Origin of the sequence: Lactobacillus sp. (assembly GCF_051893255.1) — a bacterium.
Lineage (GTDB): Bacteria > Bacillota > Bacilli > Lactobacillales > Lactobacillaceae > Lactobacillus.
This window is the reverse complement of record NZ_JBJFHB010000069.1, coordinates 1-25,933: the sequence shown is the minus strand read 5'-3', so window position 1 is coordinate 25,933 and position 25,933 is coordinate 1. Positions and strand designations below refer to the sequence as shown.

General features: G+C 49.3%; 23 protein-coding genes and 4 tRNA genes. 8 read left to right on the top strand and 19 right to left on the bottom strand.

Features of this window, described 5'->3' with window-relative positions:
- Positions 1-399: 399 nt before the first annotated feature.
- The 4 genes from ACI4WN_RS06605 to ACI4WN_RS06590 all read right to left on the bottom strand — a co-directional run bounded on the left by ACI4WN_RS06605 (position 400) and on the right by ACI4WN_RS06590 (position 6,455).
- A complete protein-coding gene (locus ACI4WN_RS06605; protein ID WP_439777491.1) occupies positions 400-3,264 on the bottom strand; it encodes a putative bifunctional diguanylate cyclase/phosphodiesterase in 2,865 nt (954 codons plus the stop codon).
- Positions 3,265-3,424: 160 nt separating this feature from the next.
- Positions 3,425-4,372 carry a glycosyltransferase family 8 protein gene (locus ACI4WN_RS06600; protein ID WP_439777490.1) on the bottom strand — a complete coding sequence of 316 codons (948 nt, stop codon included), beginning with the start codon at positions 4,370-4,372 and terminating at the stop codon, positions 3,425-3,427.
- Positions 4,373-4,496: 124 nt separating this feature from the next.
- Complete coding sequence (radA, locus tag ACI4WN_RS06595; protein ID WP_008460395.1) at positions 4,497-5,873, bottom strand: DNA repair protein RadA; 1,377 nt, start codon at positions 5,871-5,873, stop codon at positions 4,497-4,499.
- A gap of 36 nt (positions 5,874-5,909) precedes the next feature.
- The gene (locus ACI4WN_RS06590) at positions 5,910-6,455 is read right to left on the bottom strand and encodes a dUTP diphosphatase (protein ID WP_439777489.1); all 546 of its coding nucleotides are present in this window, start codon (positions 6,453-6,455) and stop codon (positions 5,910-5,912) included.
- Between the two features lie 323 nt (positions 6,456-6,778).
- On the opposite strand from ACI4WN_RS06590, the gene pepC reads away from it, so the two are divergent.
- Positions 6,779-8,128 carry an aminopeptidase C gene (gene pepC, locus ACI4WN_RS06585; protein ID WP_439777488.1) on the top strand — a complete coding sequence of 450 codons (1,350 nt, stop codon included), beginning with the start codon at positions 6,779-6,781 and terminating at the stop codon, positions 8,126-8,128.
- A gap of 373 nt (positions 8,129-8,501) precedes the next feature.
- Here pepC and ACI4WN_RS06580 read toward each other — a convergent pair whose 3' ends face one another.
- From ACI4WN_RS06580 to ACI4WN_RS06555, 6 genes are all read right to left on the bottom strand, one after another.
- Complete coding sequence (locus tag ACI4WN_RS06580) at positions 8,502-9,437, bottom strand: AAA family ATPase (protein WP_154486713.1); 936 nt, start codon at positions 9,435-9,437, stop codon at positions 8,502-8,504.
- A 130-nt stretch (positions 9,438-9,567) separates the two neighbouring features.
- Positions 9,568-10,245, bottom strand: a complete 678-nt coding sequence (locus ACI4WN_RS06575) for a 2,3-bisphosphoglycerate-dependent phosphoglycerate mutase (RefSeq protein WP_279189062.1) — start codon at positions 10,243-10,245, stop codon at positions 9,568-9,570.
- A 20-nt stretch (positions 10,246-10,265) separates the two neighbouring features.
- Positions 10,266-10,451 (bottom strand): hypothetical protein, encoded by a 186-nt coding sequence (locus tag ACI4WN_RS06570; RefSeq protein WP_439777487.1) that lies wholly within the window; start codon positions 10,449-10,451, stop codon positions 10,266-10,268.
- A 2-nt stretch (positions 10,452-10,453) separates the two neighbouring features.
- Positions 10,454-10,639: a hypothetical protein gene (locus ACI4WN_RS06565; protein ID WP_008463229.1), complete on the bottom strand. Its 186-nt coding sequence runs from the start codon at positions 10,637-10,639 to the stop codon at positions 10,454-10,456.
- A 2-nt stretch (positions 10,640-10,641) separates the two neighbouring features.
- Positions 10,642-11,328 (bottom strand): histidine phosphatase family protein, encoded by a 687-nt coding sequence (locus tag ACI4WN_RS06560; RefSeq protein WP_439777486.1) that lies wholly within the window; start codon positions 11,326-11,328, stop codon positions 10,642-10,644.
- Positions 11,329-11,376: 48 nt separating this feature from the next.
- Positions 11,377-12,117 (bottom strand): sulfite exporter TauE/SafE family protein, encoded by a 741-nt coding sequence (locus ACI4WN_RS06555; RefSeq protein WP_439777485.1) that lies wholly within the window; start codon positions 12,115-12,117, stop codon positions 11,377-11,379.
- Between the two features lie 254 nt (positions 12,118-12,371).
- Here ACI4WN_RS06555 and ACI4WN_RS06550 point away from each other — a divergent pair, with 254 nt between their 5' ends.
- The 6 genes from ACI4WN_RS06550 to pepV all read left to right on the top strand — a co-directional run bounded on the left by ACI4WN_RS06550 (position 12,372) and on the right by pepV (position 17,896).
- Positions 12,372-12,950, top strand: coding sequence for a DJ-1 family glyoxalase III (locus tag ACI4WN_RS06550; RefSeq protein WP_439777484.1), 579 nt, complete (start codon positions 12,372-12,374; stop codon positions 12,948-12,950).
- Between the two features lie 17 nt (positions 12,951-12,967).
- A complete protein-coding gene (locus ACI4WN_RS06545; RefSeq protein ID WP_439777483.1) occupies positions 12,968-13,471 on the top strand; it encodes a GNAT family N-acetyltransferase in 504 nt (167 codons plus the stop codon).
- A gap of 40 nt (positions 13,472-13,511) precedes the next feature.
- The gene (locus tag ACI4WN_RS06540; protein ID WP_439777482.1) at positions 13,512-14,570 is read left to right on the top strand and encodes a dipeptide epimerase; all 1,059 of its coding nucleotides are present in this window, start codon (positions 13,512-13,514) and stop codon (positions 14,568-14,570) included.
- Positions 14,571-15,317: a serine hydrolase gene (locus ACI4WN_RS06535; RefSeq protein WP_439777481.1), complete on the top strand. Its 747-nt coding sequence runs from the start codon at positions 14,571-14,573 to the stop codon at positions 15,315-15,317.
- Between the two features lie 79 nt (positions 15,318-15,396).
- Positions 15,397-16,161, top strand: a complete 765-nt coding sequence (locus ACI4WN_RS06530) for a MurR/RpiR family transcriptional regulator (protein WP_009557653.1) — start codon at positions 15,397-15,399, stop codon at positions 16,159-16,161.
- 322 nt (positions 16,162-16,483) lie between these two features.
- Positions 16,484-17,896, top strand: a complete 1,413-nt coding sequence (gene pepV, locus ACI4WN_RS06525; protein ID WP_439777480.1) for a dipeptidase PepV — start codon at positions 16,484-16,486, stop codon at positions 17,894-17,896.
- 88 nt (positions 17,897-17,984) lie between these two features.
- On the opposite strand, the gene ACI4WN_RS06520 is transcribed toward pepV, so the two are convergent.
- The 8 genes from ACI4WN_RS06520 to thrB all read right to left on the bottom strand — a co-directional run bounded on the left by ACI4WN_RS06520 (position 17,985) and on the right by thrB (position 24,100).
- Complete coding sequence (locus tag ACI4WN_RS06520; RefSeq protein WP_439777479.1) at positions 17,985-19,352, bottom strand: aspartate ammonia-lyase; 1,368 nt, start codon at positions 19,350-19,352, stop codon at positions 17,985-17,987.
- Between the two features lie 243 nt (positions 19,353-19,595).
- A complete protein-coding gene (locus tag ACI4WN_RS06515; protein ID WP_439777478.1) occupies positions 19,596-20,489 on the bottom strand; it encodes an SEC10/PgrA surface exclusion domain-containing protein in 894 nt (297 codons plus the stop codon).
- Between the two features lie 99 nt (positions 20,490-20,588).
- Positions 20,589-21,380, bottom strand: a complete 792-nt coding sequence (locus ACI4WN_RS06510) for an aggregation promoting factor (protein ID WP_439777477.1) — start codon at positions 21,378-21,380, stop codon at positions 20,589-20,591.
- 328 nt (positions 21,381-21,708) lie between these two features.
- A complete protein-coding gene (gene lepB / locus ACI4WN_RS06505; protein WP_439777476.1) occupies positions 21,709-22,293 on the bottom strand; it encodes a signal peptidase I in 585 nt (194 codons plus the stop codon).
- 128 nt (positions 22,294-22,421) lie between these two features.
- A tRNA-Lys gene (locus ACI4WN_RS06500) sits at positions 22,422-22,494 on the bottom strand.
- A 29-nt stretch (positions 22,495-22,523) separates the two neighbouring features.
- Positions 22,524-22,596: transfer RNA gene (locus ACI4WN_RS06495), tRNA-Lys, on the bottom strand.
- Positions 22,597-22,625: 29 nt separating this feature from the next.
- A tRNA-Lys gene (locus tag ACI4WN_RS06490) sits at positions 22,626-22,698 on the bottom strand.
- Positions 22,699-23,239: 541 nt separating this feature from the next.
- Positions 23,240-24,100, bottom strand: a complete 861-nt coding sequence (thrB, locus tag ACI4WN_RS06485; protein WP_439777475.1) for a homoserine kinase — start codon at positions 24,098-24,100, stop codon at positions 23,240-23,242.
- A 147-nt stretch (positions 24,101-24,247) separates the two neighbouring features.
- On the opposite strand from thrB, the gene thrC reads away from it, so the two are divergent.
- Positions 24,248-25,720, top strand: a complete 1,473-nt coding sequence (gene thrC, locus ACI4WN_RS06480) for a threonine synthase (protein WP_439777474.1) — start codon at positions 24,248-24,250, stop codon at positions 25,718-25,720.
- A gap of 83 nt (positions 25,721-25,803) precedes the next feature.
- Here the strand turns inward: thrC and ACI4WN_RS06475 are convergent.
- Positions 25,804-25,876 (bottom strand) — tRNA-Val (locus ACI4WN_RS06475).
- Positions 25,877-25,933 lie beyond the last annotated feature (57 nt).

Sequence of the window (25,933 nt, the reverse complement as noted above, 5' to 3'; positions counted from 1 at the left end):
AAAGTACTAACATTCGCGTCATTGCTTGACGCAACGTTTAATATCTTAGCAAGTTATCAACTTCTTGTCAACAACTTTTCTAAAATATTTTTTCGATTGTCTTTTCTTAAGTAAGCGCTTTGGCTTTTCTCTCGAAGACAATTAATACTTTACCTTGTTTTAACTGATAAGTCAAATCTTATGAAATAACAGTTTTTTGCCCTAAACGCCAGGAGGCGTTGTAAGAATTTGCGATTTTCAGATTGTTAAATTCTCTGCAAGTTCGGCAAATTGTTTCAGCTTGTGGATAAATTGTTCGCTTTTTGCCGTTTTTTCGTCCAAATTATCCACAAAACTTTTTTGATTTTTTTGGCGAAAAAGAAAAAGGACGAGCAATCTCGTCCTTTTACCCTATTCTACTTAAAATTGTGCCGTAATGTTCCGGGCATTGATCTGCAGCATCTGGCCCGATTCACTTTGAGCCACATTGGTGACTTCTAAGCGCAAGAACTCATCATTTTGCCGGATGTCAGCTAAGGAGCGCTCACCCCTACGCGCCTTTTCGGCCAGCTTTCTAAAAGTCTGGCCAAAGTTTGATTCTGGCTTATTGGATTCTTGTAGCAGCCACTCGTAGGCCTTAGGCGACCTTGCGACTTCCTTTTGGAATTCCTCGTTGGTAAAGATTACCCGGAAATTCTGCCCATCGTCAAAGAGCAGGCACAGCGGCTGATCACCGGCCAGGTCTACCAGGCCGACTTTTTGGTAAAACTTGCTCTGGTCACGCTCTTCGGCATCAATGCCCTTTTCCTTAATCATCTTACCAAATTCAGCAACCGGCAGCGGTCGGCTATAGTAAAAGCCTTGGATGCGCTCGCAGCCAATCGATCTTAAAAAGTCCACCTGATCGCTGGTCTCCACCCCTTCAGCCAGGGTGTGGATGCCTAAGGCCTTGGCCATGCGGACGCAGGCTTTCAAAATGATTTTTGACGCCTCATCAAAATTCCGCATGAAGATCATGTCCAGCTTGATTTCGTCAAATTCAAAATTCTTCAGATAATTCAAAGAAGAATAGCCGCTGCCGAAATCATCCATCCAGACTTCATAGCCGGCTTGGCGGAAGCCGTGGATCGACTTTTTCAAGCCTTCGACATCCTTAGCTAAAGCACTTTCCGTGATTTCCACGTGAACCAAGGACCTTCTTAAGTGCTTTTGCTGAATGGCCCGATTGAGTTCTTCTAGCGGGTTCATCATCTGGAAGTCTGCCCGGGAAAAATTGATTGAAATCGGCACAACGGCTTGTCCTGCTTCAATCCGCTTTGCTAACAGATCGGTTACTTCTGAAATGACGTAGCGGTCGACCTTGTAGGAAAGATTTTTCTCTTCAAAAAGTGGGATAAAGTCAGCTGGCGACAGCATCCCCTTGTCAGGGTCAATCCAGCGGATCAAGGCTTCCGCGCTGCAAAGGCGCCCAGTCAAGGTCCGGATCACCGGCTGGAAGTATACCTGGAGATGCTTGTGGGCAATCGCCTCATCGAGGTGATTGATCAAGTACTGCTTCAGCTCTTCTTGCTCTTGCATCTTAGGCGTGTAGAGACACCAAGCCTGCTCAGCGAATTCCTTAGCCCGGTCACAGGCAATTTTCGCCCGGTCGCAGGCTAGAGCGACGCTGATTGGCTCATCATAATGATAAATGCCGACCCGAATCCGAATCTGCGCGGTTAGGGCTTCTTTTTTCAAACATTCCTGTAGCTTGGTCAATTTCAAGCGCCAATCACCAGGCTCTGGATCATAGACGTAGAAGTTGTCGGAACTAAAGCGGCCCAGCGTTGCGTTCGGGTAAATCTCCTTCAGCAAATCGGCAATCTTGACCAAACACCGGTCCCCTTGTTCTAAGCCGTGCTGCATATTGTAGAGCTTAAAATTGTCAACGTTCATGACCAAGAGCTGCCCTTGAAGCTCCTGGCTTTGCCCACTTTCTAGCAAAAAGTGGTGCATGTTTAAAAGACCCGTCAAAGAATCATACCTTGAAACCTTGTCAGTCACGTCCTTGGCCACCATGATTGCCGTTTGCGGCTCTTCGTAGTTGCCCGCTTGTCCTTGCACGACTTCAAATTCTAAAAGCCGCTTTTGCCCATCGAGGTTGACATGGGCCGTTAAAAAGGCATTAGGCTTTTTCCGCAAGGCCTGCTTGATGTGACTCACATTGATCGAATTGACAAACTGCTGCTGGCTGCTTGGCAGTACCTGGTCAATAGCAAACAGCCGCATCAACTGGTCAAAGTCAGCTTCTTGGTTAAGTCCTTTTTGCCAGGCAAGCGGTGCCTTAAAGATCGTTGCTTGCTTTTTGGCCAAATCAACGAACAGCTCTAAGAGGTTATCCCGGCTAAAAACGTTCTGGAATTCCCGGTAGGCTTCAAGGCGCTGGGTGCGCTCTTGCTGCTCTTGGCTAGACGCAGCCACGTTTTCAATAATCGCCACGACCTGTTCAACCTCGCCTGCACCGCCGCGCCGGTTGACGAAAAAGTTGACGTTAACCTTGCCAGGTTCTTGGAAGGCATGGCAGGTCACCGTCGCCCGGCCCTTCTCCAGAACCTCTTGGTAGGCTAAAAGCACTTTTTCTTGTTCATAATAGGCAATAAAGTTTTGGCAAAAATCAGCCACGCTCTTTAAGCGGTAATACTTGCTTAAGCCAAAGCGGTCGCGAAGATTTTTAGAAAAAATGACCGTCTTGACTTTAGGGTAAATCCAGGCAAAAGAATTGCCTCGAACCTTGGCCTGCAGGACCCGGCTTTGGGACTTGACCTGGTCGCTGCAGATCAGGGGCCAAAGGATCCGGGCAAGTAGATCTAGGCTTTCTTTTTCTGCTGAATTCCACTCATGATCGGCCTCTTTGGCCTCAAAGCTGACCAGCCCTTGGAGCAGACCCACGCTGACAAAGGCATAGGCCAAGTTGCCCGCCTTCAAGGCATAGCTGCCCGTCGCCATTTCTCCCGTCAGCCAGATCGGGTTTGCCAGCTCAGCCGCCCTTTTAACCAGGTCAAATTCATTGTCCTCGTCAATCAAGAGGCCGCGCTGCATGGCAATCTGCTTTTCGCCGCTAGCGCAATATTGGTAGATAAACTGCTTGCCCTCAGCCGCGTTTTCGCAGACGTAAACCATCGCGAGATTCAGCTCTTCTTTAAACAAGTTCAAAAGAGCCACAACCTGCTGGTCGCCAATCTCCCCATCCTGTAAATAGGCGCGCTGAAAGCTTTCAACTGCATCCCTTAATTTCTGATTCACCATTATTTTCTTTTCCCAATTCCCTTTTCTCTTGCTCTAAGAAAAAATATTATAGATCGATTATCTTTTTTCACTTATTCAATTGTAACTGGTATTTAACTCCTTGTCATATTTTTTGACAAAAAAACCGCTGATTTTCTCAGCGATTTTCAATGTCTATTAATTATAAAGTGACTTTTTCGTTTTCCTTGACTCTAGCCCAGTTATGCGGATCCTGCAAAGTCGTGTCAAGCTTGCCCAGCATGTGGTCCAGCTTGTGGCGCTCGATGTCTCGGTCTTCATCGGTCGTCTTGGCCAGTTCTGCCTTAAGCTCAGCTTCATAGACCGTGTCTTTAGCGTCCTGCCAGAAGTAGTCTTCATATTGGATGCCGGTAAAGTGCCATGGCTTGAAGAAGAGGTTGTAGTGGATCAGGCTTGGATTGGCCAAAGGCTCGGTATTTTCGTTTGGCATGGCGTCCCAGCGGCCATCCACGTACTTGATCCGGCCTGAGCAGATTTCGTTTAAGTAGTCCTGGTCAGGAGCGATGCAGTCAAAGTGGTAACGGCCTAAAAGGCTAAAGAACTTGTCAACGAATTTTTCATCTCGGAAGGCCTTGGCGTTCATGACCAGCATCCCGGAATTGATGTATTTCTTCGGGTCCAAGGTCAAGACTTCGCTAATGTAGCGGAGCATTTCCGGGACATACTGGATCGAGGAGTCCACGCAAGCCCCAATTAAGTTGTCGCCCAGTTCCGTTTCATAGAGCTTGGCAATATCGTCGTTTAAAACTGTGTCAGAGTCAATGTAAATGGCCTTGTCGTATTGCGGGAAGAGGTTTGGAATGAAGAGCCGGTAAAAAATGGACATGGTAAAGAAGTCGCCGCGAAGGTAGTTTTCCTTTCGGTCCTGGATGGGCTTCAAGAGCTCATCGGACATTTCGTAAAATTCCACGTGCAAGTTGTCTTTAGCATAGCTCGCCAGGCTCTCTTCATGTTCCTTAGACAGACCTTGGTGCAAAAAAGTTACCGTGTAGTCTTTCTTAGGATCGGCAAACTTGGCCAAAGAGCTTAAAGATACGGCAGCGTATGGGGTAAAGTCATCGCTGATTGAGTAAAATACTGGAATTGTCATAATTTCTCCTAATCAAAATATCGCGTTTTTCCAAAAAGAAAATAATTTGAAGTTATTTATAGCTCCAAGCATAGTGTAGTCTTACCAGGTAAAGATGCAAGTCTTCTATTACTTTTCTAATCGTTTAGCCAAACAAGAGCTTCAGGGCCTGGCGAACGCTGACCACTGGCACCAGTTCAATCCCTTCGCTCTTTAAGCTAGAGCTTAGGTTGTGCTTTGGGATAAAAATCCGCTTAAAGCCGACCTTGGCCGCTTCACTGACCCGCGCCTGGATCTGGTTGACCCGGCGAATTTCCCCGGTCAGGCCGATTTCGCCCACAAAGCAGTCGGTTGACTGGATCTCCTTGTCATAGTAGCTGGACGCAATCGCCATGGCAATGGCCAAGTCGATGGCCGGCTCATTGAGGCGAATGCCGCCAGTTGCCGACAGGTAGGCATCCTGGTTTTGCAGCATTAGGTTGCCTCTTTTTTCTAAAACGGCCAAGAGCAGAGACACCCGGTTGTAGTCGAGCCCTGACGTCGTTCTTTTGGCATAGCCAAAGGCCGTGGGCGTGACCAGTGCCTGGATTTCCCCTAAAATCGGCCGGGTTCCTTCTAAGGAAACAACGACGGCTGACCCGGTGGAATTGGGCAAACGCTCGTCCAAAAAGACCGCTGACGGGTTGGTTACTTCGGCTAACCCCTCATTCTTCATCTCAAACATGCCGATTTCGTTAGCGGCACCGAAACGATTTTTAACAGAATGGAGAATTCGGTAGGCATGGTGCTCATCGCCTTCAAAGTACAAGACCGTGTCCACCATGTGCTCCAAGATCTTGGGTCCAGCAATAGAGCCCTCCTTAGTCACGTGGCCAATTACGAAAACTGTGATCTGGTCCAGCTTGGCAATCTTCATTAATTCTGCCGTGACTTCCCGGACTTGAGAAGCCGACCCCACCATGGAGTCGAGGCTTGGCTCATTCATGGTCTGGATGGAGTCGATGACGACAAAGTCCGGCTTTAAGTCGTCGATCTGATCGCGGATGTGCTCCATGTTGCTTTCTGGATACAGCATCATCGGACTCTGCCCCAAGCCCAGTCGGTCGGCCCGCAATTTAATCTGGCTGGCCGATTCTTCCCCAGAGACGTACAGGACCTTGTATTTTTCTGCCAAGTCGCTCATGATCTGCAGCATCAAGGTCGACTTCCCGATCCCGGGGTCCCCGCCGATCAAGACCAAAGAGCCAGGCACGATCCCGCCGCCCAGCACCCGGTTTAATTCAGAAGACTTGGTCAAGACCCGCTCTTCTTTTTCCGCCTTAACTTGGGACAGCTTGACTGCTTCTTTGGTCCCTACGCTGGCCATCATCCGGCTAGGCGTTTGCTTGTTTGAGGCCTGTCTTACTTCCTGGCTTTCTTTCTCAAACTGATTCCAGGCCCCGCAATTCGGGCACCGGCCCAGGTAGGAAGCCGAAATATAGCCGCATGACTGACACTTGTACCGCGTTCTGACTTTTGCCATCGCTCCACCTTCCTGTCGCTATCCTTTTTTAAAAAATTACTTCTTACCGGTTGAGCCAAAGCCGCTCATTCTTTGGCTGGAAATCGGCTCATCGTCATCAGTCTTCAAGTACTTGATAAAAATTCCCTGGGCAACCCGCTCGCCCTTCTTGATATGAAGAGGCCGGACGCCGTAGTTGAGCACTTGTACAAAAATTTCCCCCTCGTTGTTGGGATTGTCGTAATAGTCGCTGTCGATCACCCCGATGCCGTTTGGCAAGGAGAGGTTGCGCTTAAAAGTATTGGATGACCGGTTGGCCAAGATCAGGACTTCGTCTTCTGGCATGTAAGCCTTGATGCCGGTTGATACCAAGATCGGCTTCAAGACCTTTTCAGCAGCCAGGCGGTCGCTTTCAATCAGCTCATGGCCGTTTCTGATCAAACGAAAAATCCTGACAAAGTTCAAAGTCCAGATGCTGGGAATGGTAATGTTTTCTGCGGCTTCAATGTCATAGCCCGCACTGGCCAGGGTCTGCCGTCTAGGCAGGGTCAAGCCCTGATCCTGGTACTTTTTGACAACTTCAAAGCCTCTTACTCTATTCATTATTGGTTTGCTCCTTTTCTTCTTAGACTTTTATTTTACACTAGTTGGGCTGACAATGGAAAAGGCAAGTCACTGGCCACGAAGGTGCATCATGACAGCTTTTTTACCAAAAAGGTAAAATGTTAAAGCTAGACAGGACAAGGACTCAGGGGCTTCTTTTGCACTTTAAACTTTTTTCTGTCTAATACCCGAACATTAATCTGGTCATTCCCGCCATTTGAGCAAATTCAATAGACTAAGCCCACTCCTTGGGCTAAAATAAAGCTTGTAGCCAAATAATCAGCAATTATTTTTAGAATTGTAAAAGAAATAGGAGGACTCATATGTCAAAAGATATCAGCTTTGACACTATCCAAAACTTTACCGACAACCTGGCCAAGCACCCAGCCTACCCAGTTGCCGCTAACGCCGCTCAAACCAACGGCATCTTCAAGGCCAGCCAAAGCACCCAAACCAAGGTTGACCTGGACCCAACCTTCTCAGTTGAAATCGACACTGGCTCAGTAACCAACCAAAAGCAATCCGGCCGCTGCTGGATGTTCAGTGCTTTGAACACCATGCGCCACTCCATTCAAAAGGAATTCAAGCTGAAGGGCTTTGAACTGTCACAAAGCTACACCTTCTTCTGGGACAAGTTTGAAAAGTCCAACTTCTTCTTTGAAAACGTGATTGGCTCAGCTGACAAGCCACTGGGCGACCGCAAGGTTTCCTTCCTCTTTGCCACCCCGCAATCAGACGGCGGTCAATGGGACATGCTTTGCGGCTTGATCGAAAAGTACGGCATCGTACCTAAGAAGGTTTACCCAGAAACGGCCAACTCTGAAAACTCCCGTGCCCTGGACGACACCTTGAACACCATGCTCCGCAAGGGCGGCTTGGAACTGCGCGAACTGGTTAACGCCGGCAAGAGCGAAGACGAAGTTGAAGCCAAGAAGCAAGAACTCCTTGACGCCATCTTCCGCATGCTGGCAACCAGCTTGGGCTTGCCACCAAAGACCTTCAACTTTGAATACAAAGACGACGAAGGCAACTACCACATCGACAAGGACTTGACTCCACAATCCTTCTTCAAGAAGTACGTTGGCTGGGACCTGGAAAACTACATCTCAGTCATCAACGGGCCAACGGCTGACAAGCCTTACAACAAGGTCTTCTCAGTTGAATACCTGGGCAACGTGGTTGGCGGCCGGCAAGTTCGCCACTTGAACTTGGAACTATCCGAATTCAAGAACTTGATCATCAACCAGTTAAAGCAAGGCGAAGTAGTTTGGTTTGGTTCAGACGTTTCTAAGGGCGGCGACCGGCAAGCCGGGCTCCTTGACACCAAGCTCTACCAAAGAGACCAACTCTTTGACTTCGACTTCTCCATGACCAAGGCTGAACGCCTGGACTCTGGCGAAAGCATGATGAACCACGCCATGGTCATCACCGCCGTTGACTTAGTTGACGGCAAGCCAACCAAGTGGAAGATCGAAAACTCATGGGGCGACAAGCCAGGCTTTAAGGGCTACTTCGTCATGAGCGATGAATGGTTCGACCAATTCGTCTACCAAGCCGTTTTGAACAAGGCCTTCCTGCCAGAAGACGTTAAGAAGGCTTACGACGAAGGCAAGAAGAACCCAATTCAACTTTTGCCATGGGACCCAATGGGTGCATTGGCCTTCAAGTACTAATTTTTCAAAAATGTAGCCAAGCAAAAACAGCTTTTCCGTTAGGGAAAGCTGTTTTTTACCTCCTGTACAAACTGGCATGGCGGAAAATTGCTCAAAAACTTACTCATCTATAGAAATTGTTGCTCAAAACTTTACTCAACCATGGAAATTGATGCTCAAGACTTTACTCAACTGGACCCGTTCAGCGTTTAGTTGAGTAAATTTCGGGCAACTGCTTGGCTTACTTGAGTATGATTTTGTGAGCTTTTTTCAAAAAATCCTCCTAGTTGAGTAAGTTTTTGTGCAGCGCTTGGCTTACTTGAGTAAGTTTTTGTGCATCCTATAAAAATTTAGCCAAGCAAAAACAGCTTCTCCTAACGGAAAAGCTGTTTTTTTACCAAATATGCAAAATTCTGGTCCGGTCCAGCTTGCTCAAGCTGAACTGGTGGACGTGAGACTGCTTGTTTTCAGGGAATTCCTGGACAAAGTCAGCCACGTTGTACAAGCCGGTCGCGTAAGACCAAGTCCCCTTGACCTTCTTGATCGGATCCAGCATCTCGTTGCGTAGCGGATAAGCTGAAATCAAGAAGTGCTTGTGGTGAAACTTAAAGGCAAAGTATGGCAGGCGGAACTCGTCAACTGCTTCTTCCTTGGTCTTGGCAATCGTGACCACATTGCGGTAAGTGCCGTACTTAGCCGTAAAGCGGTCATTGAAAGAAAAGTAAAAATTAGAAATATGAACGTGAGGGAAGTCTTCTTCTTTCACGTCATCGGGAACGGCGATCACGTGAGAATAGCGATCTAGGTTATTCTCCCTTTGCATCAAGGCCGCTTCCATCTGGTTGGGCTGGATGCCCCTTACCCAATCTGGCAATTCTGGGTGAGCCATGTAGGAATTGTACATCATCTTGATGACTTCCGGCTTAACCCAGTCATACTGCATCCGAATCTGGTTTCTCTTTAATAAGCCCTCCAGAGACTGGTGCCGCATCAAATCCACAACGTAGCACTCGTAATGGTACTTTTCGCACCACTTCTTGTAGTGGTCGATTTCACTGGCCACGATGTGCGTGCCGTCCACAATGACGGTTTCCCCATAAGACATCTTATGCTCAACCAAGTTGTCCTTCATCTTCTTGGTTTGGTCCGTCACATGGCGTGGAATGACTTGATGCAAGACATCACTCTTTTGGTCATAATAAACCGTGAGATCCGCCAAAAGCAAGCGAATCGCATCCCCGCTGATCGCGTATGGCAATAAGTGGTGCCGGGCGATAAAAGAGGATTTACCAGAGCCGGGTGCGCCTCTTAAAAGAAATAATTTGCGCATAGCTAGCTCCATTTTAATCAAACATATGAAATATCAAAATAAATTTTACCATAAAATCAGAGCTATTCCTTAACAATGTGCAAAAAAGGCTAAATTATTAAAAAAATAAAAAGCCTGCTAAAAGCAGACTTTAGTCGGTAATGATCTTATCCACAATGTTTAAATCTTGGTCAAAAGTATACACAATCGCCTGGGCATTAGGTACTTCCAGCTTCAAGATCTCCACATTGTTGATCTTTTCTAAGTATTTAATCAGTGCCCGCAGGCTGGAGCCATGGGCCACGATCAGCTGGTCTTGCCCCTGGCGCAGGCGGCTGGCCACCTCATCTTCATAGTATGGCAAAAGCCGCAGCTGGGTCTGGTGCAGGCTTTCGGCCCGCGGGAGCAGGTGCGGATCAACCAAGCGGTAGCGGCGGTCAATCGTGGGCGAGCCCTGGGCCGGCGGCACCGCGTCAAAGCCGCGCCGCCACTCTAAGACCTGCTCTTTGCCAAAAATTTTCCGGGAAACGTCTTTGTTCAGGCCCCGTAAAGCTCCATAATGGCGCTCGTTCAGCCGCCAGGTTTTATTAATTGGTACAGCTAAAAAGCCCGCAGCTTCGGCCGCGATGTTGGCCGTTTCAATCGCTCTAGACAAAACCGAGGTGTGGATTAAGCTGGGGAAAAAGTCCGCAATTGCGCCTAATTTTTCCCCAGCTGCCCGCGCTTGTTCTCGGCCCTTGTCTGTCAAAGGGACGTCATTCCAGCCTGTATATACGTTAGCCGCGTTGGCCTGGCTTTCGCCATGCCGCAGCAGTGCCAATTTCACCATTGTCTAAAAATACTTTCTTTCTATGCCCAAAAAGACCAGATGCCCGTAATGATAAACAAAACGCCTAAGATGATAAAGGCGCTGCTGCTCAGGCCCTTGGTCTTTTCTCCTTTTTTCGCCTTAATGGCCCGGCTGATGCCGGTAACCAGGTCCCAAATGCCAAAAAGCAAGACGGCATATGGGACCCACCAAGAATGAATGTCCATGCTTACCCCCACAACTTAACCGCGTAATAAAGCGCGATCGCTAAAATAAAGGCCCCGGTCAGGTAGTAAGACCGGATGGTCAATTTGTTGTCTGGCTTGGCGGTCTGGGCATTGTAGCCTCTAGCTAGTTCCCATAAGCCGACCAGCACCAGCAAGATAAAAGTAAAAGTGTGCGTATTCCACTGCATCTTTAAGCCTCAAATTCTTCTGGTGGGCAGTTGTAGTCCACGATTTCAAACTTGCCGGAATCACTTAATACGCCCCGGGTCACCGAGCCATTGGTTGGGAAGGGAATGTCGTGAAGCCCATCGCTTTGGTCCCAGTACTTGATGCCCAGGGTCTTGATAAAGTCGCCGTGAGAAACCAGCAAGACCCGCTTTTCTCTTTGGGTGGCGGCTTTTAGGCGGTCAATGGCCTGGGCCATGCGGAGGTTCAATTCTTCCGTATTTTCCGCTAGGTGGCGGGGGTCAGCCTTTTTCACGACTTCCCGGAACTTGTAGATGCCGATCGTATTGATAATTTCAGTCACGTCGCTAGTTTCGCTGATCCCAGCTGCTCGAGACGTTGCCTTCCAGATATGGTCGATTTCGCTGCCCTCAAAAGAACCGTAGAAGACTTCGCGAAATTCCGGAAACTTCTTGATCTTGCCGATCTGGGAAACCCGGTTGCCGTCCTTTATTAAGTGTACCGTATCGATGGCTCTTTTCAAATCTGAGGAGTACATGTTGTCAAAATGCACGTCTGCCAGGGCTTCAGCCGTCTTCTTTAAGTCGCTGATGCCTTTGCCTGTCAAGGGGGTGTCGCACCAGCCCTGAACCTTGCCTAGGCGGTTGAACAAGGTTTCACCATGGCGCACGAGATATACTTCTGTAGTCATTTGTCCTCCCAAATTTGTCTTTGTCTATTTTTTCTTTTTGTCAAAAAATTACTTGTAGGCGCTGTAGCCCAGGTAGATGGCCAAAAGCACCGAAAAGAATGCCGTAATCCATCTGACCCAAGCCGGCTTTAAATATTTAATCATCTTTTGGCCAAAATAGCCACCAAAAAAGAGGCCAATTGCCAAAGGAAAAGCGACGCCCCAGTTGATCCGGCCATGCCAGATAAAAATCATCAGGGCCACAAAGTTGGCTAAAGAGCCAATCAGGCTCTTCATGGCGTTGATCACGACAAAAGGCGAATCGCTCAAGGCCGTCAAAAAGATCAGGGTCAAGACCCCGCTGGCTGCCCCAAAATAGCCGGCGTAGATGCCAGCGATAAAGAGGCCCAGGTAGTTCAAAACTTTTCTAACCGGCGTCATCGGCTTTTTCTCAGCCTGCTTGTGGCCGCTCAGCAAGAGCAAGGCACCGGAAAAAAGAACCATGAAGGGAACAAGTTTTTCAAAGACCTTGCCCGGAAACATTAACAAAAGATAGCCGCCGATCACGGCCCCGGTTAACTGGAAAAAGGCGTAGCGGCCCATTTCTTGCCAGTAGCCCTTCATTTCTTTCAAACTAGAGGCTAAAGTCCCGAAGCCGGTTGCCACCAAGGCAGCGGTATTGGTCATGTTGGCCGTAACCGGGTCCAAGACGACCAAAAGGCCCGGGTAAGATACTAAAGACGCCATGCTGGCGATGGCGGCCACGATGCCGGCTAAGAAGCCGATGATGAGCAGGTAGATAAACAGCAATTTCTTCTCCTCTAAATTTCAATCTTTGTCTATTATAGCTTTTTTAGGCTCCTCGATAATACTAAATATTTTAGTTTACTTTTTATAAGAAGGTTAGCTATTCTAGTCCTGCCTGTTTTCAATGACAAAAGTTCTGCTTACTGTTTCAAAATGGTTACAGGCCAGCTTGGCCAAAGCAATTTATGTAACAGTCTTGTATAATAGAAAGTAGATTATATTAATAAAAAATGAAAAGTGCTAGTAAGGAGAAAAATATGCCAAAGATTGCAGTAGTATTTTCAGATGGCTGTGAAGAAGTTGAAGGCTTGAGCCAAGTGGACGTCCTTAGACGCCTTGGCATCGAATGCGACATGGTGGGGCTAGATAAGACCGACATTCAGGGCGGACACGACATTTTGATCAAGTGCGACAAGACAGTAGACGATTCGCTTTTTGACTACGATGTCGTTTCCTTCCCAGGCGGCGCGCCAAACGCCCAGCACTTAAGAGAGAGCGACAAGCTGGCCCAAATCATGCAAAAGCGGGCTGAAGCCGGCAAGTGGAACGCGGCGATGTGTGCTTCACCGATCGCCTTGTCCAAGTACGGCCTGCTCAAGAACGCTAAGTGGACCGCTCACCCTGACTTCAAAGAACAAGTGGCTAGTGAAAACCCTGACGCCACTTACGTAGACACCCCGGCTGTGGTCGACGAAAACCACAAGGTGATTACCAGCAGGGGCCCGGCTACTTCTTGGGCCTTTGCCTATGCCTTGGCCCAAGCCGTGGGCGTCGACACTGAAAAGCTGGAAAACGGGATGCAGTACACTTACCTGCGCAACCACATCAACGATTAGCTTTTTAGGTACAAAACATGATTGCATTAAGACAAGCAGCGCTGTCTGACCTTGACGCCATCATGGTCATGATCGGCGATGCCAAGAGCCTGTTAAAAAGCCAAAACTCCACCCAGTGGCAGGATGGCTACCCAGCTGACGCCGATATTGAACAAGATATCAAAAACGAGAATGGCTGGGTCTTAACCGTGGACGGCATCCCTGCCGCCTACCTAGCCGCCACCGATTTTGACGAAAACTACTTAACCATTTCCTGGGACTGCGCCGGCCCTTACTGGGCCCTCCACCGCTTTGCCGTCAGCCAAGCTTTTCGCGGACAGGGTCTGGCCCAGCAGTTAATCACCCTGGTCATGGAGGAAGGGCAAAGGCAAGGCGTTAAAGCCTTTCGCTTAGACACCGGCTTTGAAAACCACGTTATCCAGCACCTGGCAGGCAAGCTGGGCTTTCAAGAGCGCGGCGTGATTACCGTCAAAAGCGATAGCCATGACCCCCGCCGCTTGGCCTACGAACTGGTTTTATAACAATTAGCTTTTTTAAAAAAGAAAAAGGAGGACATACTAAATGACTGATCCTTTTGCCATTCAAGACTTAGACGTTTCTTTAAAGCAGATTCCCTTGAAGCATCCCTTCGTGACGGCCCTGCACCGGGTCGACAAGATCAATGCCGTCCGGGTCAAGATCACCCTGGCTAACGGCGTGACCGGCATCGGCACCTGCACCCCGAATGAAAAAGTGACCGGCGACACGGTGTCCAGCACCGCCGCCGTCATCACCGATGCCATCAAGCCGGTCGTGGTCGGCCAAAGCATCACCAACTGGTGGCCGCTTTTAGCCAGCTTAAAGGGGGCCATCGTCCACAATGCCCCGGCAAAAACCGCGGTGGAAATCGCCCTCTACCAGGCTAAGGCAGCTAGTTTGGGATTGACCTTGACCCAGCTGCTCGGCGCCAACTCCGGCTTTGTCGAAACCGACTATACCATCAGCATCGGTCCTAGCGACCAGATGATTGCCGAAGCCCAAAAGATGGTCGACCAAGGCTTTAAGTCCTTAAAGCTCAAGCTGGGCGCTGACAACTTAGACCGCAATATCAAGCTGATTGAGGACCTAGCCTACGCAGTTGGCCCCATGATCCACCTGCGCCTTGACATGAACCAGGCCTGGGATGCCCGGCAAACCATGCAGGCGACCACTTACTGGAAGAAGCAGGGCCTCTTGATCGACTTTATCGAGCAGCCGGTGCCCGCCTGGGACCTTGATTCCATGGCTTTTTTGACTAAAAATTGCCCCTACCCGATCATGGCTGACGAAAGCGTAGAAAGCTTCCGCGATGCCCAAAAATTGATTGAAATGCACGCCTGCGACTACATCAACATCAAGCTGATGAAGACAGGCGGGCTGGCAGAAGCGCAAAAGATCAACGACTTGGCGGAAAATAACGGCGTCAAGACCATGGTCGGCAGCATGATCGAATCGATCGAATCCCTGTCAGCTGCCTGCGCCTTTTACCTGGCCAACCCGAATACCGTTTTTGCGGACCTGGACTCCATTTTTATGGCAGAGCAAGATCCCGACTTAGCGCTTTATGCCGAAATTTCCGGCGACCAGATTGGGGTGAAGTAGATGCTTGACGTGAAAAAATTTGACCAAATCCTGGCGCCCCTGCCGGGCCAAACAGCCTTGCTGGTGTGCGATGAGAAAAAGGTCCTCTACGCTAGCCCATTGGTTAGCCAAGAATTTAAGTCTGCCAGCTTGATTAAGTTGGCGGTGGCATGCTACTACCAGACGCATCCCGTGGACCTCAGCCAAGTGGTTACCATTCCAGAAGACAAAATCGTCGATGGCGGGATGCTCTGCCACCTGGCCCAAAGGGACTGGCAGCTGCGCGATGTTCTCGATTTAATGTTGTCAGACTCAGACAACACCGCCACCAACTTTTTGATCGACTATGTCGGCTTTGCCAAGATGGCCGCCTGGTTTGAAGACGAGTTTACGGGCCTGCACCTGGGCCGCTACCTGATGGAAGTGACCGACCGGGAAAACTACATCACCGCTGAAACCGCCATGCAGCTCTTTGACCGGCTGATGGATGACCAGTCGCCTTTTGGCCAGGTCTGCCAAAAAGCCCTCCACTACCAAGAATCCGTCAACAAGCTGCTTCAGTACCTGCCTGAAGGCTGCTCTTATTCAAAGACTGGCGAGCTGGACGATACCGAGCACGACATTGCGCGGATTTTTGTCGACGACCACTACTACGATGTCTGCTTCTTGAGCCACTACCAGGGCCTCAAGGAGCGCAAGGCGATCATTCAGGGGCAAAATGCCGTGGGCGAGCTCCTCTACTACGACTTGCTAGCCCAAGAAAATTGATAAAATTATAGGTTCGGTGGTTTTTTTATCATTATTTGTGATAAAATTTAAGTGTAATTATCAGTAGTGGGAGATTATTATGGATATCACCAACTTTTTTACGGTCGAAGCTTCTGAGCTATCTAAGTCAGACCGCAAGATCATGAAAAAAATCACCGCCGATTCAACCGACTTCGACTCGCTGACCATCAACCACCTGGCTGAAGAAGCCGGCACGTCCTTGGCCTCCGTCCAGCGCTTTTGCCAAAAGATGGGCTACTCCGGCTTTAAGGAATTCAAGTTTCAGCTCTTAAACTATGTCAAAAAGCAGGAAAGCCAGCAATCTCTGGTTTCAACCAACGAATACCTGGTGGACTACCACGACGCCATCAACCAAGTCTGGACCGTCAATGAGGGCGACGTAGACGAACTGGCCCACGTCTTGATGACCAGCTCAACCAACTTTATTTTTGGCATCTACTATTCTGAGCTCCCGGCGCGCCTGCTTAGCATGGGGCTGCGAGACCTTGGCAAGTCGACCTACTTTGGCGACAACCTGGCTGCCGGCGAGCACCTTTTTCCATTAAGCGACGAAAATTCTACAGCGGTCTTTTACTCCGTGTCCGGGATTTCCAAGCTCTTTGGCTCCTCGCCCCTGCCGAAGTCCATCTCCCACTTTAAGCACAGCTACCTGGTGACCATGAACCCCGATACGCCTTTGAAGAAGTATTTTAAAAAGGTCATCGTCTTGCCAGGCAAGAATCTGGCCCAAGGGCTGCCGGTTGACCCCCAGTCGATTCCGGTCGTCTTTACCGAAAGAATCATCGACACCGCGGCCACCAAGTACCACAAGCGGAAAAAATAAGTTAAGCTGCCCCTCGGGGCGGCTTTTTTCATGGGTTCCTTTCCCTCAAACGTTGCTAGCCATGGACTTTTTGACGACTTCTTTCCCTCAAACGTTGCTAGCCATAGACTTTTTGACAATTTCATTCCCTCAGACGTTGCTAGCCATGGACTTTTTAGAAAAAATTTTTGGCTACATATACTTGGGGGAATTAAAAGCCCAAAATCGGCTTGGCTACCCACATCAGGGGGAATCGTCGACCAGAAACAGCTAAAAATTTGTCACGAGGCCCCAAGCTTGATAAACTTTTAGGATAAGCCTATTAAAAAATTAGGGGGACAAGATGGAGCTTAACTACAAAGAACTTGCCCAAAGCAAGAGAGACGCGATTTTGAAGGACTTAGCCGAACTGATTGCCATCGATTCTTCAGAAGACTTAAACAACACCAGCGAGGAATACCCAGTTGGCCCAGGCCCAGTCAAGGCCATGACCAAGTTTTTGGAATTCGCCAAGCGCGACGGCTTCGACACGGAAAACTTCGCCAACTACGCCGGCCGGGTCAACTATGGTGAAGGCGACCAGCGCCTGGGCATCATCGGCCACATGGACGTGGTGCCAGCTGGCGAAGGCTGGACCCGCGACCCATTCAAGATGGAAATCGATGACGAAGGCCGGATCTACGGCCGGGGCTCAGCTGACGACAAGGGCCCAAGCTTAGCCGCTTACTACGGGATGCTGCTCTTGAAAGAAGCTGGCTTTAAGCCGAAAAAGAAGATCGACTTCGTTGTCGGCACCAACGAAGAAACCAACTGGGTGGGGATCGACTACTACTTGAAGCATGAGCCTACTCCAGACATCGTCTTCTCACCTGACGCTGAGTACCCAATCATCAACGGCGAACAAGGGATTTTTACCCTGGAATTCACCTTTAAAAAGGACGACATTGAAGGCGACTACGTCTTAAACGACTTTAAGGCCGGGATCGCCACCAACGTAACGCCGCAAGTAACCCGGGCTACGGTATCTGGCGCAAACTTAGACACTATAAAGCTGGCCTTTGACGCCTTTTTAAAGGACCACGACCTGGGCGGGGAATTTGTCATCGACGGCGAGACCGCCAAGATCACCCTGATCGGCCAAGGCGCGCACGCTTCTGCTCCGCAAGTGGGCAAGAACTCTGCAACCTTCCTGGCTCTGTTCTTAGACCAGTACGCTTTTGCCGGCCGCGACAAGAACTTCATTCACTTTTTAGCAGAAACGGAACACGAAGACTTCTACGGCAAAAAGCTGGGTATCTACCACCAAGACGACTTGATGGGCACCCTGGCCAGCTCCCCTTCCATGTTTGACTACGAACATGATGGTGCTGCAACCCTGAAGAACAACGTCCGCTACCCACAAGGCACGGACCCAGACACTATGATCAAGCAGGTCATGGACAAGTTTGGCGCTATCTTGGACGTCACTTACAACGGCTTTGAAGAGCCTCACTACGTGCCAGGCGATGACAAGCTGGTCCAAACCCTGCTGGCCGTTTACGAAAAGCAAACTGGCAACAAGGGCCACGAAGTCGTGATTGGCGGGGGCACTTACGGCCGCCTCTTCAAGCGCGGCGTCGCCTTTGGCGCTCAGCCAGAAAACGGGCCAATGGTCATGCATGCGGCTAACGAGTTCATGATGCTGGACGACTTGATCAACTCCATCGCCATCTACGCGGAAGCCATCTACGAATTGACCAAGGATGCAGACTTGTAAAAAATCGACAACATAGACTAAAAAGACTAAGATTCGCATTTGAATCTTAGTCTTTTTTCGTTATCTATTTGCTTGCTTTTTAAAAAAATTAGCCCAGAAGCAAATCCAGCTTCTCTGGCGCCATCAATTTGTGCTCAAGGACCAGCTCGCGCACGCTCCGCTTTTCGCGCAGAGCCGTTTTAGCGATCTTGGCTGACAATTGGTAGCCCAGGTATGGGCATAAAACGGTCGCAATGCCGACGCTGCTTTCCTTTAGTTGCTTGCACCGCCCCTTGTTGGCCGTAATGCCAGTAATGCAGTTGTCCACCAGGGTGTCCACCGCCCCGGTCAAGGCCGTGAAGGATTCAAAAAGCTGGTAGAAGACCACTGGCTCAAAAGCGTTCAGTTCCAGCTGCCCAGCTTCAGCCGCCATGGCAATAGTCGTGTCGTGCCCGCAAACCAGGAAGGCCGCCTGGCTGACCACTTCCGGAATAACTGGGTTGATCTTGCCTGGCATGATCGATGAGCCGTTCTGCTTGGCCGGCAGGTTGATTTCACTGAAGCCGCAGCGCGGACCTGATGACAGCAGGCGCAGGTCGTTAGCCATTTTTGACAAGGAAATCGCGCAGGCCTTGAGGGCGCCGGAAACTTCAGCGAAGGAGTCCAGGTTTTCTGTTGCATCAAAGAGGTCGTCTGCTTGGACCAGTTCTCTGCCAAAAAGCTTGCTAAGCTCGCCGGCAATGTGGTCTTCGTAGTATTGGGAAGCGTTGATCCCGGTGCCGATGGCCGTCCCGCCTAAGTTGATGGTTTGCATTTCCTTTTTGGCAGTTTCAAGGCGCTTGATTTGGCGCTTGACCATGGAGGCGTAACCCCTGAAGCTGTCGCCCAAGGTCATCGGAACCGCGTCTTGCAGCTGGGTCCGGCCCATCTTGATCACGTCTTTAAAGTCGTCCCCTTTTTCGGCCAAGGCAGCTTCTAGGCGCTCCAAGCTCTTGGTCAGCTTTTCAATCAAGACAATCGTGGTCATCTTGCCAGCGGTTGGAATGGTGTCGTTAGTGGACTGAGCCATGTTGACTTGGTCGTTTGGGTGCACCAGGTCGTACTTGCCAAGGCCTCCGCCCAGAATTTCGTTAGCCCGGTTGGCGATGACTTCGTTCATGTTCATGTTGGCGCTAGTGCCGGCTCCGCCTTGGACCGGATCCACAATGAAATCATCTGCAAATTTGCCAGAAATCACTTCATCGCAGGCAGTCTTGATGGCCTTTTCCTGGTCTTGAGAAATTAGACCAATTTCCCCGTTGACGCTCGCAGCCGCTTTTTTAATCAATGCCAAGTTGCTGAGAAAAAGTGGGCTCATCTTTAAGCCGGTAATGTGAAAGTTGCGGTTTGCTCTTTCGGCCTGCACGCCGTAGTAAGCGCCCGTAGGTACTTCAAGACTGCCAATTGAATCTGCTTCGATTCTGCTCTTTTCTGCCATTATTTTTGCCTCGCTAATTTTCGTTTTTCTTACTGTGTTTTTTGCTTTTTTCCTATGGCCAATACTATAGAACTAAATTAGACCAATGTTAATAGCAAACCTGTTTTTCCTTGTCATTTTTAGAGTAAGCGATTACAAAAATAAGATTGTTAACTTTGGTGGGGTCGATTTTTGGCAAAAATAAAGTACGAAATTTTTTGACAAAATAAAAACGCGATCCTGTTCAGGAGTCGCGTTTTTGCTTTAAGGCTTAAAACTGCCCCAGTACTTGCCGCTATAAGCCCACTTCAGGTGGCTTGGCACCCCAATGTAGTGCATGGAGTAAGTACCATTAGTGTAGGAAACATTAAAGCCGTAGTAGTCCCAATCGCCGTCGTACTGGCCGCCTTGGGTGTTCATCAAGTCCCCGGCATGTTCCCATTCCGTGTATTGGCTCAGCTGGTTGACCTTGGACTGGTTGGCGTAGCGGTAGCCAAACATCATGGTCTTGAGGCCATAGTAAATGTCCTTCTTCATGGCCGTCATGGTGATTGCACTGGAATCTCTAAAGCCGGCCATGTCTTCAACGTAGTTGTAATTGCCTGGCAATTTCAGCCCGACCTTCTTGGTGGCCCGGACGATCCCAGCTACATAGTGGCCAGTAGCGATCGTCTTTTTGTTAGCAACGTATTCTTTGGAAATTTCCAGAGCCAGTTTCTGCGTCCCCTTGCTGTACTTCCACTTCTTCAGTCCCATCTTGCTTCTAGCCTGGTTGATCAAGCGCAGGGAATAAGTGGCCAGGGTCTTGGCCTGACTGGTCGTCAGGTGGCCATTGGTCAATTTCACGATGGTCTTATTGTCGGCTGCACTTTCAGCCTTGCTGGTCTGGTCAAAAGTATTGGCCTTCATCCCCTTGACGTTGATCTTCTTCCAAGACTTCAACCAAGCAGCGTTCTTCTTGTTTTTCAGCCAAGCCTTCTTTTGGCTGGCAGACATGCTGGTGTACAGGTAGGCCTTTTTCAAATTGGCCTTGGTATAACCTTTGGGCAGGGTAAAAGCAGCCTTTTGGTAGCTGGCAGCTTGGACTGGCTTGACCTGGGTCAGGGCCGGGATGGCCAAGGCGAAAGCCACTAGGGCACTGCTGACTAATTTTTTCATAACGAACCTCTTTATCTTGTTTCTTTAACAATCACATTATAACTTGTTTGCCCAAATTTAGGTAGAAAAAAAGGTCCCGAAACCGGAACCATTTTTCCATTAATACCAGCCGTTAGCCAGCCAGAAAGCCTTAGCGGCAGTCCATGAACCGTAGCGGCTCAAAACGTAGCTGTTGGCAACCTTTTCTTGGTTGGCAGCAGAGGTGTCGCCGTTCAGGTAGCTGAGGCTCAATTGGTACTTGCCGTAGTAGTTGCCGTTTGAAGCAGTGTATGAGCTACCACTTTCCTTGTTGGCAATCCAAGCCTTAGCTGCTTCTTCTGATGAGGATGAGGAAGTCGTTGAGCTAGTTGAAGTGCTTGAACTGGTAGTTGCTGCTGAAGAAGCACTGTAGCTGTAGCCAGTTGAGGCAGTTGAGCTAGTGTTGCTGCTGTAGTTTGAGCTAGTAGTGTTGTTGCTGTAGCTGTAGCTGTAGCCGTAGTTCTTGCTTGCAGCAGAATTGTTAGAGCTGTAAGCTGAGCTGTTAGTGTTAGTATTCGTATTGTTGTATGAGCTAGTAGTTGAAGCTGATGCACTAGTGCCGTTAGCGTCAGTCGTGTACTTAGCCAAGATCCACTTGCGGTCGCCGATCTTGTACCACTTGGCACCAGATGCGTCCTTAGCAGTGTTAAGTACAGTCCAAGTGCTGCCGTCCTTGGCAGCGCCGGTTACTGTAGCAGTGTGATAGTTTGACCAGATTGCAATTGATTGTCCATCATTGTAGTCAACCGTTACGCTTTCACCAACAGTGGCTGCGTCTGCTTGACCGTTCGTGCCTAAGCTGATCGCTGCCACGCCAGTCAAAGCCAAGCCTGCAGCAAATACTGATTTAAGTACGTTAGATTTGATGTTCAAAAAAATTTCTCCTTTGTGTGTCGCAGGCTGTCGTCTCTTAATGAAAAAGAATCGAGTTAAAAGGACGATTGTTTTCCCTGTCTAAGAAATTCGTTCCTGCTCTTCTTGTGTCATTTGACAGTTTATATAGTAACAGGCCCAAGTTTCAAAACAGTAGCAAGGAAGTGACGGTCCAGTTAAGAAGAGATTACAGGAAATTGCCATTTTGTAACAATTGTAATATTGGAGAAAATAATCTTTTTCTTATTCTTTTTTATTTTCAGGGCAAACAAAAAGCTAGGAACGCCTTGAAATTAGGCGTTCCCAGCTTCTGTTTTCTTAGAATCTTTTAGTTAAACCATTCGATTTTCGTAATTGGCCAGTAGCGGAATTTTACAAGACCGACAATGGCGTCTTTATCAATATAGCCAATCAGGCGGCTGTCTTTAGAAATATTACGGTGGTCGCCCATGACGAAGTACTTGCCCTTGGGCACGGTAATCGTGTGGCCATCCACCTTGATCCGGCTATTGGCGTAGTCAGTGGTGTATTGCTGGTTAGGGCTGTAAAGCTTTTTTCCTTCTTTAAGATAGGGCTCACTCACCTTTTTGCCATTAACGTAGAGCTGGTCATTTTGGTAGCGGATCTTGTCGCCTGGCATCCCGATCACCCGCTTAATATAGAGGGCTCCCGGCTCATCCGGTGCCTTTAAAACGACGACGTCAAAACGGCTGATGGCCGCGTGTCTAACCGAAACGATCCGGTCGCCGTTTTGAAAAGTCGCCTGCATGGAGGGACCGCTTACGACATCGTTGCTCAAAAACTGGCTAAAAATAAAGTAGTAAAGGCCGGCAATCACTAAAAAGATGGCGGCCGTTTGCCAGAGTTCTTTGAGCCAGCTGCTTTGAGTTTGCTTTTTATCTGCTTTATTCATGATTGAATCTTGCCTCTCTTACATCTCAACTTTTGACATCAGCATTTTCATAGTAGCATTTTGAATTGAGAATACAAGAAGCTTTTGGACAAAAGAAAACCACCAAGCATGCGCTTGGTGGTTAGATATGGGTCGTCAGGGGATCGAACCCTGGACACCCGGATTAAGAGTCCGGTGCTCTGCCAGCTGAGCTAACGACCCAGATTAAGTTTTGACGCAATTGCTTGCGATGGGTCGTCAGGGGATCGAACCCTGGACACCCGGATTAAGAGTCCGGTGCTCTGCCAGCTGAGCTAACGACCCAGATTAAGTTTTGACGCAATTGCTTGCGATGGGTCGTCAGGGGATCGAACCCTGGACACCCGGATTAAGAGTCCGGTGCTCTGCCAGCTGAGCTAACGACCCAAGTGGGTTGCGGCTGACTTGCGTCAACCGACATTTATTTATTATACAGGAAGTAGAATGGATTTCAAGAGGATTTGTCAACTTTTTTGCTTTTTTTGGCAAAAAGCTATAAGTTGCTTTGGAGCAAGGGTGTCGCAGCACAATATTTGACTCAACTGGCAAAAAGCCTGCTCATTATCTTACTCAAGTAGCCAAAAAACTGCTCATGATCTTACTCAAGTAGACAAATAGTTGCTCATAATCTTACTCAAGTAGCCAAATACCTGCTCATGATCTTACTCAAGTAGACAAATACTTGCTCATAATCTTACTCAAGTAGTTAAAAACTTGCTCATAATCTTACTCAAGTAGCATTTAGCAACTTTTAGTTGAGTAAGTTTCGGGCCGCCATTCAGTTTACTTGAGTATGTTTTTGAGCAGATTTTTTCAAAAATCAATTTAGTTGAGTAAAATTTGGGCGGCAACCTGACCTACTTGAGTAAAATATTGTGCAAATTTACCAAATCAACAAAAAACGGAAGCCGCAGCTTCCGTTTCTAAACTATAACCAATATGCCCCGCGCGGCGCCACTTCCAGCCGGCGGATCTCGTCTTTAAGCCCCGCTTCCCTGACGGCATCAATGAAGTCGCCGATGTGCTGGGGGTCAACCAGGCTCATCACGGTTGGACCAGCCCCTGACAGGTAGGTCGCTACTGCCCCATGCTCGTGGCCAACATTCCTAATAATTTCCAGTTCCGGCACCAGCTTGCTCCGGTAGCGTTCATGGAAGAGGTCGGCCTCCATGAGTTCGCCTGCCTTTTCATAGTCCTGGGCAAAAAGAGCCGCCACTGCCGTGTTGGCCACGGCTGAGGCTTGCACTGCATCCTTAAAGGAAAGCTCTTTTGGCAAAACCGCCCGGGCGTCGCTGGTCTTGAGGTTGTAAGCCGGGATATAGGCAATCATGGCAAAAGGCGGCACCGGCGCTTTCACTGCCGTAAAGTGGCCATTGACCTTGCAGCCGACAACCAAACTCCCCAAGATGGTCGGTGCCACGTTGTCAGGGTGGCCTTCCAGTTGACTGGCCAGCTCAATTTTTTCATGAGGAGCCAGGTGCATCCCGCCGAGCTTATCAGCCAATTCGATCCCGCAGACGATGGCGCTAGAGCTGGAGCCCAGGCCGTGGGCCAAGGGGATGTCTGACTTCACCCGCAAGTGGCGGGGCGCCAGGTCAGGCTTGATCTTTAAAGCTGACGCCACGATCATGTTCTTTTCGTCTCTTGGCAAGTCGCCCAAATCGTGGTCAACCACCCAATGATCCGTTTCTTCAAGCACGTCAATGGTCAAGTATAAGGAAATGGCCACCCCGATGGAGTCAAAGCCGGGGCCCAAGTTGGCGCTGGATGCTGGAACCTTTATCTGCATTTTTTCTACCTCACTATTTGCTATCTGAAGACTTTTTAATCATTTTATCATGTTTTGCCTTTAATAACTAAGCTTTCCCCGTTATAATTAGGCTAATAGGAAAAATTTTAGCTGATCTTTACGATTAAAAAATCTCTCGGAGGAAATATGATCTATCGCAGTACCCGCTCCGCAAATTTAGAAGTTTCTGGCGCTAGCGCCATTATCCAGGGCCTGGCTCCAGACGGCGGCCTTTTTGTGCCAAAAGTTTTCCCAGAAGCCTTTAGCCAAGAAGAGTTGAAAAAGCTCCTCGCATTGTCTTACCAGGACCTGGCTCAAACCATCCTGGGCCGCTTTTTGCCAGACTATACGCCTGAGCAATTGGCTGACATCGTCAAGGGCGCCTACGGCAAACAATGGGACGATGCCCAAATTGCACCAGTGACCGCAAACAAGGCCGGCAGCTACTTCTTAGAGCTCTTCCACGGGCCAACCTTGGCCTTCAAGGACATCGCCTTGCAGTGCCTGCCGCGCCTAATGAAGACAGCCCTCTTTAACCAAGCAGACGACCGGGAAATCGTCATCTTGACGGCCACGTCCGGCGACACCGGCACCGCCGCCATGCGGGGCTTCCAGGGCTTAGCCAAGACCCGTGTCATCGTCTTTTACCCTTACCAAGGCGTTGCCCCAATCCAGCTCAAGCAAATGCTAAGCGAAAGCAAGGACAACACTGTGGCGATCGCTATTGAAGGCAACTTCGACCAGGCGCAGACCAAGGTCAAGCAGATTTTTAACGACCAAGACATGCGCCAGCTCCTAGCCGACCACGATTTCACCTTCTCCAGCGCCAACTCCATGAACGTCGGCCGCCTCTTGCCGCAGGTGGTCTACTACTTCTACGCCTATGGCCAATTAGTCGCTCGCGGCGACATCGCAATGGGCGACCCAGTCAACTACTCCGTTCCAACCGGCAACTTCGGCGACATTTTGGCCGGCTACTATGCCAAAAAGCTGGGCCTGCCGGTGGGCAAGCTGATCTGCGCGTCAAACAAGAACAACGTTTTGACCGACTTCTTCAAGACCGGCCACTATGACAAGAATCGCGACTTCTACGTAACCAACTCCCCATCCATGGACATCCTGGTTTCCAGCAACTTGGAGCGGCTCCTCTTTGACATTTCCGGCGACCCAGACTTTGTCAAGGGCTTGATGGACCAGCTCAAGGAAAAAGGCGAATACCAATTGCCTGACGACTTGCGGGAAAAACTGTCTGACTTTGCGGCCGATTACGCGACACCAGAAGAAATCGAAGGCGAAATCAAGCGCGTCTATGACGAAAGCGGCTATGTGATCGACCCGCACACGGCGGTAGCTTCTTTAGCGGCCCACCGGTTTACGGAAAACGACGCCAAGACCGTGGTCTTGTCCACGGCCAGCCCGTACAAGTTCCCGGAAACGGTCTACCACGCTGTCAGCGGCCAAGCCGTAACGGAAAAAGGCATCCCAGCTCTCAAGCAATTAGCTGACCTAACCGGCGACTTGCCCGCTTCGATCAAGGACTTCCTCGGCGCCAGTGCCCGGGAAATCGTCATTCTACCTAGTGAAATGGAAGCAGAAGTTAAGCGCCAACTCGGCTTATAAGCAAAAAGCACATCCTGACGGATGTGCTTTTTTACTAGATAAAAATAACCATAACGAGTAGACGCGTTATGAAAAATAAAAAATGGAGGATATAGGGCTCGAACCTATGACCTCCTGCTTGTAAGGCAGATGCTCTCCCAGCTGAGCTAATCCTCCATATGACCCGTACGAGATTTGAACTCATGTTACCGCCGTGAAAGGGCGGTGTCTTAA

Coding starts and splice junctions, on each gene's coding strand:
- ACI4WN_RS06515 (WP_439777478.1), bottom strand. CDS start 20,489: ATGAAAAAATTAGTCAGCAGTGCCCTAGTGGCTTTCGCCTTGGCCATC.
- ACI4WN_RS06560 (WP_439777486.1), bottom strand. CDS start 11,328: ATGACTACAGAAGTATATCTCGTGCGCCATGGTGAAACCTTGTTCAAC.
- ACI4WN_RS06520 (WP_439777479.1), bottom strand. CDS start 19,352: ATGGCAGAAAAGAGCAGAATCGAAGCAGATTCAATTGGCAGTCTTGAA.
- ACI4WN_RS06545 (WP_439777483.1), top strand. CDS start 12,968: ATGATTGCATTAAGACAAGCAGCGCTGTCTGACCTTGACGCCATCATG.
- ACI4WN_RS06580 (WP_154486713.1), bottom strand. CDS start 9,437: ATGCGCAAATTATTTCTTTTAAGAGGCGCACCCGGCTCTGGTAAATCC.
- lepB (WP_439777476.1), bottom strand. CDS start 22,293: ATGAATAAAGCAGATAAAAAGCAAACTCAAAGCAGCTGGCTCAAAGAA.
- pepC (WP_439777488.1), top strand. CDS start 6,779: ATGTCAAAAGATATCAGCTTTGACACTATCCAAAACTTTACCGACAAC.
- ACI4WN_RS06565 (WP_008463229.1), bottom strand. CDS start 10,639: ATGCAGTGGAATACGCACACTTTTACTTTTATCTTGCTGGTGCTGGTC.
- ACI4WN_RS06590 (WP_439777489.1), bottom strand. CDS start 6,455: ATGAATAGAGTAAGAGGCTTTGAAGTTGTCAAAAAGTACCAGGATCAG.
- thrB (WP_439777475.1), bottom strand. CDS start 24,100: ATGCAGATAAAGGTTCCAGCATCCAGCGCCAACTTGGGCCCCGGCTTT.
- pepV (WP_439777480.1), top strand. CDS start 16,484: ATGGAGCTTAACTACAAAGAACTTGCCCAAAGCAAGAGAGACGCGATT.
- ACI4WN_RS06570 (WP_439777487.1), bottom strand. CDS start 10,451: ATGGACATTCATTCTTGGTGGGTCCCATATGCCGTCTTGCTTTTTGGC.
- ACI4WN_RS06540 (WP_439777482.1), top strand. CDS start 13,512: ATGACTGATCCTTTTGCCATTCAAGACTTAGACGTTTCTTTAAAGCAG.
- ACI4WN_RS06530 (WP_009557653.1), top strand. CDS start 15,397: ATGGATATCACCAACTTTTTTACGGTCGAAGCTTCTGAGCTATCTAAG.
- ACI4WN_RS06550 (WP_439777484.1), top strand. CDS start 12,372: ATGCCAAAGATTGCAGTAGTATTTTCAGATGGCTGTGAAGAAGTTGAA.
- radA (WP_008460395.1), bottom strand. CDS start 5,873: ATGGCAAAAGTCAGAACGCGGTACAAGTGTCAGTCATGCGGCTATATT.
- ACI4WN_RS06600 (WP_439777490.1), bottom strand. CDS start 4,372: ATGACAATTCCAGTATTTTACTCAATCAGCGATGACTTTACCCCATAC.
- thrC (WP_439777474.1), top strand. CDS start 24,248: ATGATCTATCGCAGTACCCGCTCCGCAAATTTAGAAGTTTCTGGCGCT.
- ACI4WN_RS06535 (WP_439777481.1), top strand. CDS start 14,571: ATGCTTGACGTGAAAAAATTTGACCAAATCCTGGCGCCCCTGCCGGGC.
- ACI4WN_RS06575 (WP_279189062.1), bottom strand. CDS start 10,245: ATGGTGAAATTGGCACTGCTGCGGCATGGCGAAAGCCAGGCCAACGCG.
- ACI4WN_RS06605 (WP_439777491.1), bottom strand. CDS start 3,264: ATGGTGAATCAGAAATTAAGGGATGCAGTTGAAAGCTTTCAGCGCGCC.